The sequence below is a fragment of the Sporomusa aerivorans genome, from assembly GCF_041428895.1.
In the GTDB taxonomy this organism is placed as follows: domain Bacteria; phylum Bacillota; class Negativicutes; order Sporomusales; family Sporomusaceae; genus Sporomusa; species Sporomusa aerivorans.
The window spans coordinates 2,525,217-2,543,897 of record NZ_CP156926.1; the positions used below are offsets into that span (position 1 = coordinate 2,525,217).

Annotated in this window: 16 protein-coding genes and 1 riboswitch; of the genes, 10 read left to right on the top strand and 6 right to left on the bottom strand. The window is 48.8% G+C overall.

The window, feature by feature from the left end; translation table 11 throughout:
* Positions 1–2 precede the first annotated feature (2 nt).
* The 3 genes from bioD to uraA all read left to right on the top strand — a co-directional run bounded on the left by bioD (position 3) and on the right by uraA (position 3,612).
* Entirely contained in the window at positions 3–755 is a 753-nt protein-coding gene (bioD, locus tag SATMO3_RS11810) for a dethiobiotin synthase (RefSeq protein ID WP_371380986.1), read from the top strand.
* Positions 742–2,124: an adenosylmethionine--8-amino-7-oxononanoate transaminase gene (gene bioA / locus SATMO3_RS11815; RefSeq protein ID WP_371380987.1), complete on the top strand. Its 1,383-nt coding sequence runs from the start codon at positions 742–744 to the stop codon at positions 2,122–2,124. The genes bioD and bioA overlap by 14 nt, the downstream gene beginning before the upstream one ends.
* A 177-nt stretch (positions 2,125–2,301) precedes the next feature.
* Positions 2,302–3,612: a uracil permease gene (uraA, locus tag SATMO3_RS11820; protein ID WP_371380988.1), complete on the top strand. Its 1,311-nt coding sequence runs from the start codon at positions 2,302–2,304 to the stop codon at positions 3,610–3,612.
* Between the two features lie 46 nt (positions 3,613–3,658).
* Here uraA and SATMO3_RS11825 read toward each other — a convergent pair whose 3' ends face one another.
* Both SATMO3_RS11825 and SATMO3_RS11830 read right to left on the bottom strand, forming a co-directional pair.
* Positions 3,659–4,297, bottom strand: coding sequence for a YigZ family protein (locus SATMO3_RS11825; protein ID WP_371380989.1), 639 nt, complete (start codon positions 4,295–4,297; stop codon positions 3,659–3,661).
* Positions 4,298–4,493: 196 nt separating this feature from the next.
* The gene (locus tag SATMO3_RS11830; protein WP_371380990.1) at positions 4,494–5,390 is read right to left on the bottom strand and encodes an RluA family pseudouridine synthase; all 897 of its coding nucleotides are present in this window, start codon (positions 5,388–5,390) and stop codon (positions 4,494–4,496) included.
* An 86-nt stretch (positions 5,391–5,476) separates the two neighbouring features.
* Here SATMO3_RS11830 and mutY point away from each other — a divergent pair, with 86 nt between their 5' ends.
* Complete coding sequence (mutY, locus tag SATMO3_RS11835; protein ID WP_371380991.1) at positions 5,477–6,529, top strand: A/G-specific adenine glycosylase; 1,053 nt, start codon at positions 5,477–5,479, stop codon at positions 6,527–6,529.
* 230 nt (positions 6,530–6,759) lie between these two features.
* On the opposite strand, the gene SATMO3_RS11840 is transcribed toward mutY, so the two are convergent.
* Positions 6,760–7,509, bottom strand: a complete 750-nt coding sequence (locus SATMO3_RS11840) for an SDR family NAD(P)-dependent oxidoreductase (protein ID WP_371380992.1) — start codon at positions 7,507–7,509, stop codon at positions 6,760–6,762.
* A gap of 521 nt (positions 7,510–8,030) precedes the next feature.
* On the opposite strand from SATMO3_RS11840, the gene nifJ reads away from it, so the two are divergent.
* Positions 8,031–11,573, top strand: a complete 3,543-nt coding sequence (gene nifJ / locus SATMO3_RS11845; RefSeq protein ID WP_371380993.1) for a pyruvate:ferredoxin (flavodoxin) oxidoreductase — start codon at positions 8,031–8,033, stop codon at positions 11,571–11,573.
* A 277-nt stretch (positions 11,574–11,850) separates the two neighbouring features.
* Here nifJ and SATMO3_RS11850 read toward each other — a convergent pair whose 3' ends face one another.
* Both SATMO3_RS11850 and SATMO3_RS11855 read right to left on the bottom strand, forming a co-directional pair.
* Positions 11,851–12,477: a flavodoxin gene (locus tag SATMO3_RS11850; RefSeq protein WP_371380994.1), complete on the bottom strand. Its 627-nt coding sequence runs from the start codon at positions 12,475–12,477 to the stop codon at positions 11,851–11,853.
* Positions 12,478–12,501: 24 nt separating this feature from the next.
* Positions 12,502–13,689, bottom strand: a complete 1,188-nt coding sequence (locus SATMO3_RS11855) for an aldo/keto reductase (protein WP_371380995.1) — start codon at positions 13,687–13,689, stop codon at positions 12,502–12,504.
* A 399-nt stretch (positions 13,690–14,088) separates the two neighbouring features.
* On the opposite strand from SATMO3_RS11855, the gene SATMO3_RS11860 reads away from it, so the two are divergent.
* From SATMO3_RS11860 to SATMO3_RS11870, 3 genes are all read left to right on the top strand, one after another.
* A complete protein-coding gene (locus SATMO3_RS11860; protein WP_371380996.1) occupies positions 14,089–14,565 on the top strand; it encodes a flavodoxin in 477 nt (158 codons plus the stop codon).
* Positions 14,566–14,622: 57 nt separating this feature from the next.
* Complete coding sequence (locus SATMO3_RS11865; RefSeq protein ID WP_371380997.1) at positions 14,623–15,039, top strand: cupin domain-containing protein; 417 nt, start codon at positions 14,623–14,625, stop codon at positions 15,037–15,039.
* A gap of 181 nt (positions 15,040–15,220) precedes the next feature.
* Positions 15,221–15,868 carry a DUF4405 domain-containing protein gene (locus tag SATMO3_RS11870; RefSeq protein ID WP_371380998.1) on the top strand — a complete coding sequence of 216 codons (648 nt, stop codon included), beginning with the start codon at positions 15,221–15,223 and terminating at the stop codon, positions 15,866–15,868.
* A 24-nt stretch (positions 15,869–15,892) separates the two neighbouring features.
* Here the strand turns inward: SATMO3_RS11870 and SATMO3_RS11875 are convergent, their stop codons facing one another.
* Positions 15,893–17,023 carry an aldo/keto reductase gene (locus tag SATMO3_RS11875; protein ID WP_371380999.1) on the bottom strand — a complete coding sequence of 377 codons (1,131 nt, stop codon included), beginning with the start codon at positions 17,021–17,023 and terminating at the stop codon, positions 15,893–15,895.
* 256 nt (positions 17,024–17,279) lie between these two features.
* Here SATMO3_RS11875 and SATMO3_RS11880 point away from each other — a divergent pair, with 256 nt between their 5' ends.
* Positions 17,280–18,008 carry a carboxymuconolactone decarboxylase family protein gene (locus tag SATMO3_RS11880; protein WP_371381000.1) on the top strand — a complete coding sequence of 243 codons (729 nt, stop codon included), beginning with the start codon at positions 17,280–17,282 and terminating at the stop codon, positions 18,006–18,008.
* 95 nt (positions 18,009–18,103) lie between these two features.
* Positions 18,104–18,167, top strand: a riboswitch (Fluoride riboswitch).
* A 159-nt stretch (positions 18,168–18,326) separates the two neighbouring features.
* On the top strand, positions 18,327–18,674 hold the full coding sequence (locus SATMO3_RS11885; protein ID WP_371381001.1) for a DUF190 domain-containing protein: 348 nt from the start codon (positions 18,327–18,329) through the stop codon (positions 18,672–18,674).
* Positions 18,675–18,681 lie beyond the last annotated feature (7 nt).

An 18,681-nucleotide genomic window follows, 5' to 3' on the forward strand; every position in this document is an offset into this window, starting at 1 on the left:
ATATGAACAGAGGTCTATTTATTACGGCGACAGATACCGAAGTTGGCAAAACATTTATCTGTGGCGCGATTACGGCCGCTTTAAAAGGACGCGGCATTTATGTCGGTGTGGTCAAACCGGTAGCGTCAGGCGGGGTCTATAGTTCAGCGGGTAAGCTACTGTCGGAAGATGCCACCTTTTTAATGGCCGCAGCGGGGCTCGGTGAAGACCGGCGGCAAGCGGTTAACCCCGTATGTTTGTTGCCGGCGTTAACGCCGGCGGTTGCAGCTATTGAGAGCGGCGTGACTATTAATACCGGCCTGCTTGAAAATGCCTGCAGGGCTATGCTGGCAGCGTCCGAAATTACCCTGATTGAGGGTGTGGGCGGGATAACCGCCCCAATCTGGCAGGATTATCTTGTTGCTGATTCCATACTGGCGCTTGGACTGCCGGCTGTTATTGTTGCCAGGCCTAATCTGGGAACCATTAACCATACTGTGCTTACTGCAGCATATGCGCGGCAACGGGGTATAAAGCTGGCCGGCATTATTATCAACCGGTGGGATGAGGAGCAGGTTACCGTGCTGGAACGCAGTAATCTTGCCTACATTGAGCGCCTGACCGGTTTACCGGTACTGGGGAAATTTCCTTCAGTCAGTGAAGTTAAGCAGGACCGGCAGGCTATGGAACAATTGGGGAAGATGGCTGAGCAGCATTTGGCAATGGACCGTTTAATTGATTTGATGTCAGGGGGAACAGACGATGCATCAAGCTGAAAAGAAGGATAAAGAGTATGTCTGGCATCCGTTCACACAGATGCAGGATTGGAGCACAAGGCCTCAGAAGGTTATTGCCGCCGCCCGGGGGGTTAAGCTTATCGATACTGACGGCAATCAGTTCTATGACGGCGTATCTTCACTTTGGGTCAATATTCACGGGCACCGCAAGGCGCAAATCGATAAGGCCATTATTGACCAGCTTGGCAAAGTAGCTCACTCGACAATGCTGGGCCTGGCTAACATCCCGGCTGCCGAACTGGCCGAACAGCTTGTAGGCATTGCTCCCCCGGGACTTAACAAAGTATTTTATTCTGATGACGGTTCGACGGCGGTGGAAGTTGCTCTTAAAATGGCCTTTCAATACTGGCAGCATAAAGGAAAACCGGCCAAGCAGAAGTTTATTACCCTGGAACAAGCGTATCATGGTGATACCGTAGGTACTGTCAGTGTCGGCGGCATCGACTTGTTTCACCGGGTATTTAAGCCGCTTTTGTTTACGCCGGTACATATTCCGTCTCCGTCCTGTTATCACTGTCAACTGTCGTCAGACCGGACAACCTGCGGCATGCAGTGCGCCTCCGTGCTGGAGCAGGTCTTGAGCGAGCATCACGCCGAGCTTGCCGGCCTCATTATTGAACCGCTGGTGCAGGCTGCCGCAGGTATGCTGATGTCACCGCCCGGCTATTTGGCGAAGGTGAGGGAGCTAACCCAAAAGTACAATGTGCTTTTAATCGCCGACGAGGTGGCTACCGGCTTTGGCCGGACAGGAAAGATGTTTGCCTGTGAACAGGAAGCGGTAGCTCCTGACATGATGACACTGTCGAAAGGTATTACCGGCGGGTATATGCCTTTGGCGGCAACACTGACCACCGACGAAATATATAATGCCTTCTTAGGCGGGTATGCCGAGAAAAAAACCTTTTACCACGGCCATTCGTATACAGGCAATCCGCTCGCCTGCGCGGCGGCGCTGGCTAACCTCAGGATATTCCGGGACGAAAAAGTAATTGAGGGGCTGGGGCCAAAGATAGAGGCTGCAGCTGACAAGTTACAGACAATAGCCCGCCTTGATTATGTTGGCGATGTTCGTCAGTGTGGGTTAATCATCGGTATTGAACTGATGCAGGATAAAGCCCGGAAGATACCGTTTCCCTGGGAGCAGGCGGCAGGCAGCCGCGTCTGCCTTACCGCCCGCCAATACGGGCTTATCATTCGGCCGATAGGGGATGTTATTATCTTTATGCCACCTTTAGCCAGTACCGTTGATGAGATTATTGAAATGCTGGCGATTATTGAACGGTCTGTCAGGGAAAGTCTGGAGGCGGACAGCATAGCCAGCAACAGTCTCCAGCCGACAGATTTGTAAGTTAAATGAATTGACAAAGTGGTTTTTATTTACTATACTAAAAGAAATGAACCTTTAAGACGGTCCAGAGAGGCCGGCAAGGTACGCAATGATAGTCCGTTTATGCGACTTTGTAGCCTCTCGCCTGCGCGAGAGGCTTTTCTATTGTGTACCGGGGTAATCAAAGGAGGAATTTTAATGTCGAGAAACATTATCCAGGTTGAAGATAAGCTTCCTCTGCTCCAGACCATTCCCCTGAGCCTGCAGCATTTATTTGCTATGTTTGGCGCTACGGTATTGGTGCCGTTCCTGTTTAAAATTAATCCGGCAACCTCACTCCTAATGAACGGTATCGGCACTTTGCTGTATTTGTTCATCTGCAAAGGCCGGATTCCGGCCTATCTTGGTTCCAGTTTCGCCTTTATTTCGCCGGTATTTCTGATCATGTCCCAGTACGGCTATGCAGCCGCCCAAAGCGGATTTATCCTTTTCGGTCTTTTCTTTATTCTTATGTCGCTTATTGTTAAAAAAGTCGGTGTTAAATGGATTGATGTGGTTTTCCCGCCGGCAGCCATGGGGGCCATTGTTGCCACAATCGGCCTGGAGCTAGCTCCTGCTGCCGCCAGCATGGCCGGTTTAACCGGGGATATGATGCAGCAGTTAAACATCCCGGCTGACAAAGCGGTTATCGTATCGGTATTCACTTTAGCAGTAACTATTCTGGGATCTGTTTTATTCCGCGGCTTCTTCGCAGTAATCCCCGTTCTGATCGGTGTTGTGGCCGGCTATGTACTGTCGCTGATTCTGGGGATTGTTGATTTGAACAGTATCGCCAACGCCGCCTGGTTTGAGGCTCCTACCTTCTATACTCCGGAGTTCAATGTAAGTGCAATGATTATTATTCTGCCGGCCATGCTGGTAGTACTGGCCGAGCATATCAGCCACCTTGTGGTAACAGGCAATATCGTCGAGCGGGACCTGATTAAGCAGCCTGGTCTGCACCGTTCGCTGTTCGCCGATGGCCTTTCCAATGTCCTGTCCGGCTTTGTCGGCGCCACCCCCAATACCACATACGGTGAAAATATCGGTGTTATGGCTATAACCAAAGTATACAGTGTCTGGGTTATCGGCGGGGCAGCCGCGTTTGCCATAGCTCTCTCTTTCGTTGGCAAGCTGGCTGCGCTTATTCGCAGTATTCCGGTACCGGTTATGGGCGGGGTATGCATCCTGCTGTTCGGTGTAATTGCTGCTGCCGGTATTCGTATGCTTGTTGAGAAAAAAGTGGATTATACCCAAGCAAAAAACCTTATTCTGACATCTACCGTGCTTGTTTTAGGCATAAGCGGAGCGGCTGTCAAACTCGGAGCCGTTGAACTGAAAGGCATGGCACTGGGTACTATTGTATCTGTGCTGATTAGCCTGACCTTTGCGCTGTTTGATAAAATGGGTATTCTGGCTGAGCAGGTAGACACGGCTGATGAACCGGTTCCCCACAAAGCGAAAGTCTAATACAAAGTAAAATAAATATAAACAAGCGCCCGTGATGGGCGCTTGTTTATATTTCCGGCATGGACTCCAGATATATTTCGCCGGTTTCCCGGAGGATGGCCTGGGCGGATGTGCAATCTGCAATCAACTGGCTAAGATTGTCTTCCTTGCCTTTGCGGGCCAGAGCGGTAATTTTGACTACATCGGTGAATTCTTTCGATTCTATGGGATAATTATTGAGCCGCAACTGGTTTTCCACCGTTCCCAGCAAAGCATAGTTTATTTCAATTGCCAGCCTGGTATGAAGCTGTTTCTCCACGACAGTGGCGGCTTCCAGTCCGGCGGCTGCTGCCTGGGTATAGGCCCGTATCAGGCCGCCGGCGCCCAGCTTGATGCCGCCGAAATAACGGGTTACAACAATTACGGTATTTTTGACCCCCGACTTGTTGATAACTTCCAGTATCGGTCTGCCGGCCGTGCCGCCGGGTTCACCGTCGTCATCGGCTTTTTGCTGCTCGCCGTGCTGGCCGGCTACATAAGCCGAGCAATTGTGGTTGGCTTCGCGATGGCGTTTTTTGATATCCTCAATGAAGCTAACAGCCGCGGTTTCTGTTTCGGCAGGACTGGCATAAGCAATAAAAAGAGATTTATTGATTTCTATTTTTACTTCGCTGGCTTGTTTTAGAGTCAGATAGGCAGGTAACATGACAACACCTCGTAATTCGAACCTGATTTTATTTCCAGTCAAATTAAAAAGCAAAGCGGGCCGGACATGAAGCTTTTTGCGGCAGTTGAACTTTTGGCCGGCATAAAATACTGCATGATATAGTGGCAGGTGTTCTTGCGAGTCAAGAATGAAAGGGGTTATTTGGCGCTGCTGACAAATAACTTTTTAGGAAAGGCTAGCAATTCTCAAGAGAACTCAGCAGACGTGTTATATCCGGGGGAAGGGGAGCGCTGACGGTAACCGGTTTATTGTTGCCCAAGTGGTGGAATTTAACAGAAACGGCATGTAAGGCCTGCCTTGGCAACAATGGTGAACGGATACCGTACATTCGGTCACCGGTAATCGGGAACCCCAGGTGGGCAAGATGAACCCGGATCTGATGGGTGCGTCCGGTTTCCAGGGTTAGTTCCAACAAGGTGGCATCGGAAAAACAGCAGATGGTACGGTAGTGAGTAACCGCCCGGTCGCCTGCGGAAGTGACGGTCCGGCGATTTGGCAAACTCGGGTGCGCCCCGATAGGGGCCTCAATCGTTCCCGCTGGGGGACTGACAAGTCCCTGAACCAGAGCCTGGTAAGTACGGGTAAGTAGCCTGCTCTTCAACTGCTCTTCCAATAAAAACTGGCTGCGGGCATCTTTGGCAAATATAACACAGCCGGATGTCTCGCGGTCAAGTCTATGTATGGCCCGAACGGTAGTCATTACACCTTGTCCGGCTAGATGATACGCCAAGTGGTTCGCTAAAGTCCCGCTGGCTGTTTGGCCGGCGGGATGGACAAGCTGATAGGGCGGCTTATTCAGTACCAGCAAATATTCATCTTCATACAAAATTTCAACCGTACCAGGTTCAGGGGTTACACCGTAGGAGGTATCCTCAAGCACTAATAGGCGCAGCGTGTCGTTTTCTTTCAGCTTTCTTGCCAGAAATGCTGGCTTGCTGTTTAAAAAGAAGCCTTTTTGCCGGGTTGCTTTTTGTATTTTCCGTCCGGAATAATGCAGGATTTGCCTCAGATAGGTTTCGACAGTCATGCCGGCGTGATCCGGGGAGATTTTATAGGTTTGAAATGATTTCATGGAGAAGACCTCTTTCGCTGATTGTTGTATAATTGTATGATAATATAAATAACAAAGCAAAGCAAAATTTTAGAAGGGAAGAAACTATGACATTAGCTGCCCAATTGCTGGACTGGTATTATAAAAACGCCAGGGACCTGCCCTGGCGTAAAGATACAGATGCTTATAAAATCTGGGTGTCGGAAATCATGCTGCAACAAACACGGGTAGAGGCCGTAAAAGGATATTACAAACGATGGATGGAACGGTTTCCCACGCCGGAAATACTGGCGCAGGCGTCGGAACAGGAAGTATTGCATTATTGGCAGGGGCTTGGCTATTATTCGCGGGCCCGCAACCTGCTGACAGGTGTAAAAGAGGTGTGCGCCGTATATAACGGGAAAGTTCCGGCGGACGAGGCCGTTATCCAAAGTTTGCCTGGAGTAGGGGAATATACGGCAGGTGCTATTGCCAGTATTGCTTATAACCGGCCGGCTCCTGCAATTGACGGTAATGTGCTGAGAATTTTCAGCAGGTTGTTTTGTCTCAGGGAAGATATTGCCAGGCAGACAACCAAACGGGAAGTAAGGCGTCTGGTGCAGCGGCATATACCCGGGCAATGCCCCGGTGACTTCAATCAGGCCCTGATGGATTTAGGCGCTGCAGTCTGTATTCCTTTGCGGCCGCGTTGTCAGCTATGTCCGCTGACCAATTTATGTAAAGCCTACGAACTGGATATTCAGGATACTTTGCCGGTGCGTGCTCCTAAGAAGCAGCCGCTGCTGGTTGTTCTGGCCGCCGGTTTGATACTCTATAACGGACATTATCTGGTGCGGCAGCGGCCTGAGACCGGTCTGCTGGCCGGTATGTGGGAATTCCCCGCCGTAGAACTCACTGATGAGCAGGCGGCTGCCTCTGAACTAAAAGAGACTCTATGGCAGGAATGCCGGCAACAGGTCAATGTCGGTACCAGGCAATACCACTATATTCATACATTCAGCCACCGTAAATGGGATATTGCGTTTTATGAATGCCAATGGCTGTCAGGCGAGGCACTCCCGGAGCGGACCGCTTGGCTTAGTGCTGACGAACTCAGCACAGTTCCATGGGCCGGACCGCACCACAAAGTAGCAGTGGCCCTGGCCGTACGTGAAACATAGCCCCTGTCCCCGTGTTTTAAAATGTTACTCCCGGTCCTAAGGCCGGGAGTATTTGGTGTTTGCTTTATTTTTTTACTGAGATTTCCAGCGAACTATCTCTTTGTGATTTCTTGGTTTTAGCGCTTTTCTTAGGGCCGCGTCCGGGTTTCTTATCCCCCATACCCGTCACCTCCGGAATTATTTAGGGGGTAGTCTGCCCCGTTTATTATTTTTTATGCACAAATTTTATTTTATTCTTCATAAATCATCTTCTTAGTCATACCGCCGTCGACAATAAAGGCCTGGCCGGTAATAAACGAGGCTGCGGGTGAGAGGAGAAAGGCCGCCATACCGGCAATATCCTCCGGCAGACCAACCCGCCCGGCCGGGTGCTGGGCATGATCGCGCGGCTTAAAAGCTTCCGGCGGCTGACTGACATTGATCCAGCCGGGACAGATGGCATTAATCCTCACTTTTGGCCCCAGCGAGTTGGCCAGGGCATGGGTGAGGCCCAGCAAGCCTGCTTTGGCCGTTGCGTAGGCTTCGTTATTTGGTTCGCTCATAAAGGCGCGTGTGGAGGAAATATTGACAATAGCGGCTTCAACTGAGTTTCTTAACAGGGGTAGGGCAAATTTAGTTAACACAAATGCTGATCGCAGGTTAATGTTTATTATCCGGTCAAATTCGGCAACTTCAATCTCCTCAATTGCCTTGAACCAGGAGACGCCCGCGTTGTTTACGATCCAGTCCAGACGCCTATAGGTATCAGCCGTAAAACTGACAATTTTCCTGACATCTTCAACGATCCCGACATCGGCTTGAACAAATTTCACTTCCAAGCCTTCGGCGTGCAGTTCGCCGGCAGTAGCAAGACCGGCCGGCTCGTTGTTATCAACTGCGATTATCCGGGCGCCTTGCCGCGCGAGTCTATGGGCAATTGCCCTGCCGATCCCCAGAGCTGCACCGGTTACAATGGCTACAGGCGGCTCCTTACTAGTCATGGTAAGATACCTCCGTTTCTTTTTCCTACAAGTTTATCAGGAAAGGAGGACTCGCGCCAGCGGCTGGAAGTGTACAATCATAATGTCTCCTCTGGAAGGACGGTTACAATCAACCTCAAAAATAAAGAGAAACCGTGGAGCGAGTCACGGTTTGTTACATTTCCCTATTAATGCAAAATTCGACACGATTTTTATAATAAGTTACAAAATATACCTAAAAAACCAATTTAGAATAATCAGAATTTATTATATCATAAATAAATTCAAACTTCAAGGAACGTTTGTAATTGTAAGAAGTGAAAAACAAAAAAAAATACCGTTTTAAAACAAAAATTTCGTTTTTTAAGCAGGATTCTAGATTTTTTAAAAGAATATTATGCACAGATCAATTTAATAAAAATTATCAAATTCAAGTGTAGGTGCTTGCTTATTTTTTTGTCCAGCGGTTTATTAGCAGTGTTAGTCTGTTGAAAAGGCGATAGCTGCTAATTCTAATATTAAGCAAAGGAAGGGATCCTCCTATGGCAAAAATGAAAACTATGGATGGCAATGCTGCAGCCGCTCACGTAGCGTACGCGTTTACTGAAGTTGCAGCCATTTACCCGATCACACCGTCATCCAACATGGCAGAAAACGTTGACACTTGGGCTGCAGAAGGGCGTAAAAACATTTTTGGACAGACAGTAAGGGTTGTAGAAATGCAATCGGAAGCTGGCGCTGCCGGCGCTGTTCATGGTTCGCTGCAAGCCGGTGCTCTAACAACCACGTTTACCGCATCCCAAGGTCTGCTTTTAATGATCCCCAATATGTACAAGATTGCCGGGGAACTGTTGCCAGGCGTCCTCCACGTAAGTGCCCGTGCAGTAGCCGCTTCTGCTCTTAACATTTTTGGTGACCACCAGGACGTAATGGCCTGCCGTCAGACCGGTTTTGCCCTACTTGCTGAAAGCAGCGTGCAACAGGTTATGGACCTGGCCGCTGTAGCCCATCTTTCGGCTATTGAAGGCCGAGTTCCGTTCTTGAACTTTTTCGATGGATTCCGGAATTCTCATGAAGTTCAAAAGATTGAAACCTGGGACTATGCTGATTTAGGCAAACTTGTCAATCAAGACGCTTTAGCAGCTTTCCGTCAGCGGGCGCTCAATCCTAACCATCCGGTTACCAGAGGAACTGCGCAAAATCCGGATATTTATTTCCAGGGACGCGAGGTCTCCAACGAGTATTACGAAGCGTTGCCTGAAATTGTTGAGAAGTACATGGAAAAAGTTAAAGAAATCACCGGTCGGGAATACCACCTGTTCGACTACTACGGTGCGCCGGATGCTGACCGTATGATTATTGCTATGGGTTCCGCCTGTGAAACGATTGAAGAGACTATCGACTATTTGAATGCAAACGGTGAAAAAGTAGGTCTCTTAACAGTCCATCTCTATCGTCCTTTCTCCATCAAACATTTCATGAAATATATCCCGAAAACTGTTACCAAGATTGCTGTTCTTGACCGGACCAAAGAGCCAGGCAGTGCTGGTGAACCGTTGTATCTTGATGTTAAAAACGCATTTTACCGGACCTCCTGGCAGCCGATTATTGTTGGCGGCCGCTACGGTCTGGGCTCCAAAGACGTTGTACCGGCTCAAATTCTTTCGGTATTTGAAAACCTTAAGGCTGATGAGCCCAAGGACAACTTCACAATTGGTATTGTTGACGATGTCACCAACACTTCCTTGCCGATTGGTACTGACATCGATACTACGCCAGCCGGTACTCGCGCCTGCAAATTCTGGGGTCTGGGTTCTGACGGCACAGTCGGCGCCAATAAAATGGCTATCAAAATCATCGGCGACAAAACCGATCTGTACGCACAAGGGTATTTTGCCTATGACTCGAAAAAGTCGGGCGGCATAACCGTTTCCCATTTGCGTTTCGGTAAAAAGCCGATTAAATCTCCATATCTTATCAACAAAGCTGACTTTATTGCCTGTCACAACCAGTCCTATGTTACCAAATACGATGTTCTGGCCGGGTTGAAACCAGGCGGTACCTTCCTGCTCAACTGCATTTGGGACGATAGCGAACTGGAAGGAAACCTGCCGGCTGCCATTAAGCAGTATCTTGCTACCAACAACATTAAATTCTACACCATCAATGCCGTACAAATCGCCCGCGAAATCGGTCTGGGCGGCCGCATCAATATGATTATGCAATCGGCCTTCTTTAAACTGGCCGACATCATTCCTATTGAAGATGCTGTAAAATATCTCAAAGATTCCGTTGTTGACGAATATGGCCTGAAAGGCGAAAAAGTTGTTAATATGAACTTTGCCGCTATTGATCAGGGGATCGGCGCCATGGTGAAAGTGAATGTTCCTGACGCCTGGAAGAATGCACAGGACGCCGCTGTAGCTGCCAAAAAAGTGCCTGAGTTCATTGAGAAAGTAGTTATTCCTATGAACCGTACCGAAGGCGACAAGCTGCCTGTCAGTGTTTTAAAAGAAATGGGTATCACTGACGGAACCTTCCCAATGGGTACCGCGGCTTATGAAAAACGCGGTATTGCCGTAGATGTTCCGGAATGGAATATTGATAAATGTATCCAATGTAATCAATGCTCCTTCGTTTGCCCGCACGCCGCCATCAGGCCGGTACTTGTTAACGAAGAAGAAATGAAAAATGCTCCCGCCGGCTTTACCGCCAAGAAAGCTACCGGCGCTGCCGATCTGCAATTCCGTATTGCCGTATCGCCGTTAGACTGCACAGGCTGCGGCAACTGCGTCCAAGTTTGCCCGGCTAAGGAAAAAGCGATCACTATGCAGCCAATCGGTACCCAAATGGCTCAGGCTGAACTTTGGGATTATGCTATGACCATTTCCAAGAAGCCGAACCCGGTAAATAAAGAAACCGTTAAAGGCAGCCAGTTCGAAACCCCGTATCTTGAGTTCTCCGGCGCATGCGCAGGCTGTCTGGAAACTGCCTATGCGAAGCTGGTGACCCAATTGTTCGGTGACCGCATGATGATTGCCAATGCAACCGGCTGTTCCTCCATCTGGGGCGCTTCCGCTCCGGCAACTCCGTACTGCACTGACAAATGCGGCCATGGTCCTGCCTGGGCTAACTCCCTGTTCGAGGATAACGCTGAGTTTGGTTACGGTATGCAAGTCGGCGTGAAACAAATTCGCGACCGTCTGGCCGCTAAAGCTACCGAAGCACTGGCTACCGCAACCGGCGATGTAAAAGTTGCCCTCGAAGAATGGCTGGCTAAGAAAGATATTGGCAACGGTTCCCGTGAACGGGCGGACAAGCTTGCCGCTGCTTTGGAAGCTGCCAAAGGCAATGCGCTGTTTGATGAAATCTATAGCTATAAAGATTTCTTCCTGAAGCGTTCGCAATGGATCTTCGGCGGCGACGGATGGGCCTACGATATTGGTTACGGCGGTCTGGACCATGTCCTGGCTTCCGGTGAAGATGTTAACGTGTTTGTCTTCGACACGGAAGTATACTCCAATACCGGCGGTCAGTCCTCCAAGTCAACACCAACTGCTGCTATAGCGCAATTTGCCGCCAGCGGTAAACAGACCAAGAAAAAAGACCTTGGCATGATGGCCATGAGCTATGGTTATGTTTATGTAGCTCAGGTCTGCATGGGTTCTGATAAAAACCAAACTCTGAAAGCCATTGCGGAAGCGGAAGCATACCCGGGACCGTCCCTCATTATCGCTTACTCGCCTTGCATCAACCACGGCCTGAAATTAGGCATGGGCAACAGCCAGCTGGAATGCAAACGCGCTGTGGAAGCCGGCTACTGGTCCATGTACCGCTACAATCCGGCCCTCAAAGAGCTTGGCAAGAATCCGTTCAGCCTTGACTCCAAAGAGCCTTCCGCTGATTTCAAAGAGTTCCTCATGGGCGAAGTTCGCTATTCCTCACTGAAGAAACTCTTCCCGGATCAAGCGGAAGCCCTGTTTGATAAAACTGCCAAGGACGCTGCTGAAAGACGTGACTCTTACAAGCGTTTGGCAAAAATGTATGATGAAGCTGTGGCTGAAGCAGCCGCTGCCAAAGAATAATACTAAATTGCAAAAGCACTATTTGCCGGTAAGGCAAATAGTGCTTTTTGCAGTTTGCCTGAATGGGCGAAAAGTTGGTGCTGAAAGGTCACTACAGGCTTGGCGGCAGGAACTGTTAGCGATATGGCGGCCAGCTCCGTTTATACCCGGAAAAACGAGGCGCAGACAAGCGGCTATGAAGATTTAAACCAAAGACCCTATATAGCAGGATTAAAACTCCTGCTATATAGGGTCTTTTGCTTTTTACGAAATCTTTTATCCCGGAAGGGACAGTGAATCAAAGCATTCCGAGCTTGGCGAGCCAAGGTTTGATGTCATTGAGATTGTTGGCTGTGAGCCCTTGCAATACAGTGGAATTCGGGCAGAGGCTCCTGATGGCGCCCATGCTTTCGGCAACGTCACTGCCGCCGCTGGTGCAGAAGGGAATTACTGTTTTACCGGAAAGATCGTAGGCTTCGAGGAAGGTATGAATCGCCATCGGCGCGGTGTACCACCAAATCGGATAGCCTACGAAAATAACATCATAGCTGCTCATATCTGTTACCTTCGTAGCTAGCTTCGGTCTGGCATTTGTCTCTTTTTCTTGTTTGGCAAGATCGGTGCATTCGTTATAATTCGTCGGATAAGGCTTTTCCGTTTTGATTTCGACGAGGTCGCCGCCGACGAGTTCGTGAATCTGATTAGCGGCTTTCCGGGTATTTCCTGTATGGGAAAAATACGCTATGAGGATTTTTTTGCCGCTTTTATTTGAGCCCTTGTCATTTGACGCAGCTGAAGTATTTTTCTCATCAGAGAAAGAAACTGTCTGTTTCGGTGAAGAGTTAGGCGCAGCAGTGCTGTTCCCGCAGCCTGTTAGCGAGAAAAGCATGAGCACGGACAATAGTAAGGTTAATATTTTTTTCATGTAGTGTACTCCTTTTGCTTACTTTCAGCGACCGAAGAATTCATTAGCTTCGCGCATGCGTTTCAGTATATCCACGTGGAACGGGCACCGCGGCACACATTCGCCGCAGTACGTGCAGTCTCTGGCTGTCCGCCGCAATTTGAAATAGTGGTCTTTAGCAAGTTTGTCACCGGCTTGGGCAAGGTCAAAATATTTATTAACGGCGGCGATATCGATGCCGTAAGGACAGGGCTGACAGTGGTTGCAGTAAATGCAGACACCGTTCATATCCTGATGTGGTGCACTGGCGATAAAGGCGTAGTCGCGTTCCGCCGGCGAGGCAATATAATAGGCGAGCACCCCGGTGAGATCTTCCATATTGCGCACGCCGGGCAGACAGGAAACAACGGCCGGACGGTCCAGCGCGTACTGGATGCACTGCGGCACGGACATGGCGCGCCCGAAGGGCGAGGAACTGTCACTTAACAAACGGCCGCCGCCATACACCTTCATGACGGTGATGCCTGCACCTCGCTTTTCGGCCTCCTGATAGAGCTGTCGCCGCTCTTCGGACAGCTTCAGCCGGCCATCAACCGGAACAAAGTCATAGGCCGGGTTGATGCTGAACATGAAGATGTCCATGAGACCGGTCTCGAGAAAACGGCGGGAGATATCCACAGAATGCGAAGAAAAGCCGAGGTATCGGATGACTCCGTCCTGCTTGAGCTTTTGGGCGTAATCCAGGATGCCGCCAGCCATCACCCTCACAAAATCATCGGGCTGGTCAACATAATGAATGAGGCCAATATCGCTGTAATTCGTGTCAAAGGCTTTCAGTTGTTGCTCGAAGCCCTGCTGTACCTGGTTTAAGTCTCGTGTTCTCGTATAGATTTGGCGCGGATAAGTGACACCGATATGCATCTGCGTCATTATCTTGTCGCGCCGTCCCTTTAGCGCACGGCCCATAGCTTCTGCCGGTCCAAAGTGCGACATGACAGTGTCGACTAAATTGATGCCCTGCTCTGAAGCATAAGCAATCATTCTTTCGATCTGAGCCGCAGAGGACTCATTAAGAGCACTGGCGCCGATGCCGAGGGTGCTGATTTTTGCTCCGGCGCGCAGGGGGCGATATTCGACCGTACCGGAGAAATCCGGTGCGGTTTTGCCGGCGGAGGATAGATTGTCCGGGGTAACAGTCGACAAAGGCGATTTAAAATTGCAGCCGCCGAGCATGAGACCTACAGCTCCGGCCCCCATAGCTTTGATGAAATCACGACGTTTTATGATGATACTATACCTCCATTTCTCTCATAATACCTATAACGTATCACTTGGAGTCGACTCGAGGTCAAGCTCTTTTTGGAAAAAAAGTGCAAAATGACGTAGCCATATATATGGCTACGTCATTTTGTTGAAAAAAGCTTGACTTTGAGTTAGCTCAAAGTGATAACCTGTGAGCGTAAACAAATTCAAAGCTGTTCGTATCTTACGGATTTCTTAATACAATAACCAGCTATCTCCCCAGGACTGGTCCCAATAGGGAATCTCACGACCGGACTCGAAAAACCGGCAAAGATGAACGGCGTTTTTACTGTCAGGATGGACTGTAAATCAATGAAGGGAGTTTTTTATATGAGCAAAAATATTTTGATTGTATATTATTCCCATTCCGGGAACACACGTAAATTAGCGAAGCTGATTGCTGAGGAGACTTGTGGGAAGCTTTGTGAGCTAGTGCCGGAAAAGGCCTATCCTGACGACTACAGCACAGTCGTGGAGCAGGCGAAAAAAGAAATCCAGGCGGGCTTCAAGCCTGAACTTAAAACCAAGGTCCAGGATCTCGCCGCTTATGATACGGTCTTGGTGGGCTCGCCGAACTGGTGGAGTACAATTGCGCCGCCTGTCGCCGCTTTCATGGAAAGCTATGATTTGTCAGGAAAAAACGTTGTTCCGTTTTGCACCCACGGCGGAGGCGGCTCCGGTCATATCGAAGCCATAGTCAAAAAGCTCTGCCCGGATTCGGCGGTGCTGTCAGTGCTTTCGGTATATGATGACACGGCGAAGGCTTCACAGGTAGAAGCCTGGCTGAAAAAGACTGGTGTAAAATAAGCTGATTTTAAAGGAAAACGGAAAAGATCTACAAATTATAAAGAAGGAGACATTCAAATGAGCGATTTAAGCAATAGCGTAATTTTTCCGAAAGGCGGCAAAATGCCGGCGCCATATAATAAAAACTTTACCGGTCAGGCATATCTTCAAATGCTGGTACCGGGCGACAAGGAATTCAACTGTCCGATTGGCAACGTAACATTCGAGCCGGGCTGCCGCAATAACTGGCATAAACATCCGGGAGGTCAGATTCTCTTAGTAACAGGTGGCAGAGGCTGGTATCAGGAAGACGGAACACCGGCGCGTGAACTCAAGGCAGGTGATATTGTAAAGATTCCGGCAAACGTGAAACATTGGCACGGTGCTGCGAGAGACAGCTGGTTCGTACATCTTTCCGTTGAGACCAACAGCCAGGCCGGTCCGGCAGAATGGTTGGAACCTGTTGCCGATGATGAATACAATCAGTTAAAATAATCCTTTGTATTTGTCCATGACAGTACGGCGGGGTGCTGTGCTGACAAAGTTGTCAGTGCAGCACCCCATTCTTTAAAAAACGAAAAACTATTGATTTTGAGCGAAGTCAAGCTGATAGTTCTATGCCCTGGAAAAAATAAAGTATTTGTTTGCAATAGGTTTATAAAATGAGGAATGAGATTTGATTAGAAATATATTGAATATAGCAATGACTGTGCTGTTGCTGTTGATCATGGATTACCGCTTTACGGGAAATGCCTTTCATGAAAGCGGCGGGTTGGTCCTCGCTTTGCTGTTTATTTTTCATAATGTGCTGAATCGACGCTGGTATACGGTGTTCTTCAAGGGCAGGCAGAGCGTCAGAAGTGTACTCATGACACTCGCCAATCTACTGTTGACAGCTGCCATGCTTACGTCGTTCGTTACCGGCGTGCTGATTTCGGTGACAGTATTTGCACCGCCAGGTATACGGAGCGACGGGCTCCTCGTGCATGATCTTCATCAAGGGGCGGCTTATGCGAGCTTTATCCTCGCGGCAATACATCTGGGACTGCACTGGGACATGCTCGGGGCAAAGCTAAAGAACTGGCTGCATATCGATGGTTCCAGCTTAGGTTGGATCATTACGGGCCGCATCGTAGCCATTACCGTCATTGCTTACGGCGTTTATGCATCCTTTACGCATCATATTGGTGATAAGCTTCTCCTGCAGCATGTCTTTATGGAGTGGGGGGCAGCGCCTTCCCTTTGGGGGTTTCTGATCGATTATCTTGCAATTTCAGGCTGCTATGCCGGCATAACGTATTATCTGTTGTATTTACTGCGATGAGAAAAACGCAGGGGTTCTTCTAAATTAATCCTCTAATACCTCAATCGCTTGACGCATCTTTCCCCGGATATTTACCTGGAAGGGGCAATTCTTTTCGCACGATCCACATTCTGCACAGTCTCTTGCCCTTTGGCTTAACGAGAGGTAATGTTCTTTCGCTAAATGATCGCCAGCGAGAAATAGATCGAGGTATTTATGAACGGCGCCAATATCTATATTGACAGGGCAGGGCAGACAGTGGTTGCAATAGACACAGGTTCCCCGCATATCCTTATGCTGCAAACCGGCGATAAACGAATAATCCCGTTCTTCTTTGCCAGCGGAATAGAAACCAATGGCATCCGCCATATCGGCTTTTGAACGTACACCCAGCAGACAGGATAGCACGGCCGGGCGGTCAAGCGCATATTGCAGGCACTGGCAGATTGTCATGGCCCTTGCAAATGGCGAAGTGCTCCGATCCAGCAATATGCCGCCGCCATAGGGTTTCATCACTTGGATACCAATACCGCGTTTTTCACATTCCTGATAGAACTTGGAGCGTTCACGCGAAACAGCCAGTTGGTTTTGACCGCTCATATCCAGTTCTTCAAAAGGAACATTGCTCACCGGGTCGAGGTCATAGGCCGCATTGAGACTGAACATGCACAAATCGATTTCACCTGTTTCAATAAAGCGGTTGCAAATATCCACGTTATGAGAAGCGAAGCCAAGGTAACGGATTGTGCCAGCCTTTTTCAGTTTCCGGGCATAATCGAAAACGCCGGAAGAAAACACTTCCTCGAAATCTTGCGCTTCATCCACATAGTGAATAAAGCCAATATCGGCGTAGTCGGTTCCCAGTTTGGCAAGCTGTGCTTCAAAGCCTTCTTTTACTTCAGCAAGCTTGCGGGTGCGCAAATACTGGCCCTTGGGAAAAGTAAGCCCCAGATGCATCTGGTACAAAACTTTGTCACGCTGACCTTTTAGGGCCGCGCCGAGCTTATCCAGCGCTTCGGGATAGGAAAATGCCATATCGATCAGATTGATACCCTGTGCAAGCGAGTAGTCAATCAACCGCTGCATTTCTGCCGCAGCGATTTCGTGCAGATGGGTTCCGCCTATTCCAATTGTGCTGACCTTATCATTACCTCTTGGTATTTTTCGATATTCCATATAGTACCTCTATCCTTAATGTAGTAGCTTTTTTTATCTTAAAGGATGAAGTTAACTCTAAGTCAAGCGAAAGAATTTTTATTTTTCCCTTGACCTGGTGTTAACTCCAGGCTGTACAATAACAAAAACAAAATGCCACATAAGTAAAAGTGTATATTCTTGCTGCAGAGCGCAGCGAAACCATGGAGGTGAGAATTCTAAATAAAAGGAGTGAATTAACAATATTAATAAATTTCAAAGTAAAGGTGGAAATGTCATGGCCCCAAAAATCACGGCAATTCTGGTGGGGATTTTTATCTCATTGTTTAGTATAACCCCTATATCGGAGGCAAGAAACATGAATGATCAAGGCTTGAACGCAAAACAACAGGGTATCGTCACAATTGCTGCCTTCACAGCCCAAGGCGATTTGGGAAGGCTGAAAACTACTCTGAATGACGGGTTGGATAATGGGCTAACTGTTAATGAAATCAAAGAAGTCCTTGTGCAGATGTACGCGTATTGTGGTTTCCCGCGCAGCCTGAACGGAATCAGTACCTTTATGAGCGTTCTAGAAGAACGGAAAGCGAAAGGTATTCAGGACGAGATTGGCAAGGAGGCAAGTCCCTTGCCTGCTAATAAAAGCAACATCGAACTGGGAACAGAAATTCAGACTGGCCTGGCTGGAGGAACACCGGCCAGGGGGCCGATTTATACATTTGCTCCCGCAATTGATGAGTTTTTAAAAGGACATCTGTTCGGGGACATCTTCGGCCGGGATATTCTGGATTTTCAGAGCAGGGAGATCGCAACCATAGCCGCGCTGGCAAGCATGGCAGGTGTTAACTCTCAGCTGCAGGCCCATTTTAATATCGGGTTTAATACCGGGCTGACTGAGGCGCAGATGAAAAGTTTGCTATCGGTTCTCGCAGCCGGAGTTGGCAAACAAGAAGCCGACAATGCCTCTGAAGTCTTAAGTAAGGTTATAAGCAACAGAGCAAAGTAAAGGCTTGGATATGTAAAGCCTTACCGAGAAACAGTTTAGCTACGGATAGGTTTCTATTGACGCTGAATCCGGCAGGCTGGTATAATAAAACTATATTAAACAGCGGCGATGGAGTTCGCCTTTAACCCCGCGCAAAGCGGTAATGACTCCTACCACTCAGGTGGTAGGAGTCTGTTTTTTTCCGGCGGTTGCTGGCTTAGCACACTAAGCAGCCGGCACGCCCGGGTTACAACTGGTTGTGCTGGCATGCTGGTTTATTGCGCCGGCCGGCGGGCCCGGCAAAGTGCTGATTTCATATAGTTCGAAGGAGGAATTTTTGTGCCCAAAATTGCAAGTCAAGCCAAACGATTACGGATTTACATCGGGGAAAGCGATCACTGGAAACGGCGGTCTTTGTATCATGCCATTGTGGAAAAAGCCAAAGCGCTGGATATGGCGGGGGCATCGGTGTTTCGCGGTATTGTGGGCTATGGGGCCAACAGCCGGATTCATACGGCCGGTATTGTGGATTTATCCAGCGATTTGCCCATTTTGGTAGAACTCATCGACAGCGAGGAATATATTGCCAAGTTGTTGCCGTTTCTGGATGAAATGCTGGAAGAAGGTCTGGTCACAATAGACGATGTGGAGGTTATCAAATACGGCCACAAGCCGCCCACACGTTAAACATAGA

Coding starts and splice junctions, on each gene's coding strand:
- nifJ (WP_371380993.1), top strand. CDS start 8,031: ATGGCAAAAATGAAAACTATGGATGGCAATGCTGCAGCCGCTCACGTA.
- mutY (WP_371380991.1), top strand. CDS start 5,477: ATGACATTAGCTGCCCAATTGCTGGACTGGTATTATAAAAACGCCAGG.
- uraA (WP_371380988.1), top strand. CDS start 2,302: ATGTCGAGAAACATTATCCAGGTTGAAGATAAGCTTCCTCTGCTCCAG.
- SATMO3_RS11875 (WP_371380999.1), bottom strand. CDS start 17,023: ATGGAATATCGAAAAATACCAAGAGGTAATGATAAGGTCAGCACAATT.
- bioD (WP_371380986.1), top strand. CDS start 3: ATGAACAGAGGTCTATTTATTACGGCGACAGATACCGAAGTTGGCAAA.
- SATMO3_RS11855 (WP_371380995.1), bottom strand. CDS start 13,689: ATGCTCGGCGGCTGCAATTTTAAATCGCCTTTGTCGACTGTTACCCCG.
- SATMO3_RS11880 (WP_371381000.1), top strand. CDS start 17,280: ATGGCCCCAAAAATCACGGCAATTCTGGTGGGGATTTTTATCTCATTG.
- SATMO3_RS11840 (WP_371380992.1), bottom strand. CDS start 7,509: ATGACTAGTAAGGAGCCGCCTGTAGCCATTGTAACCGGTGCAGCTCTG.
- SATMO3_RS11825 (WP_371380989.1), bottom strand. CDS start 4,297: ATGTTACCTGCCTATCTGACTCTAAAACAAGCCAGCGAAGTAAAAATA.
- SATMO3_RS11850 (WP_371380994.1), bottom strand. CDS start 12,477: ATGAAAAAAATATTAACCTTACTATTGTCCGTGCTCATGCTTTTCTCG.
- SATMO3_RS11860 (WP_371380996.1), top strand. CDS start 14,089: ATGAGCAAAAATATTTTGATTGTATATTATTCCCATTCCGGGAACACA.
- bioA (WP_371380987.1), top strand. CDS start 742: ATGCATCAAGCTGAAAAGAAGGATAAAGAGTATGTCTGGCATCCGTTC.
- SATMO3_RS11830 (WP_371380990.1), bottom strand. CDS start 5,390: ATGAAATCATTTCAAACCTATAAAATCTCCCCGGATCACGCCGGCATG.
- SATMO3_RS11865 (WP_371380997.1), top strand. CDS start 14,623: ATGAGCGATTTAAGCAATAGCGTAATTTTTCCGAAAGGCGGCAAAATG.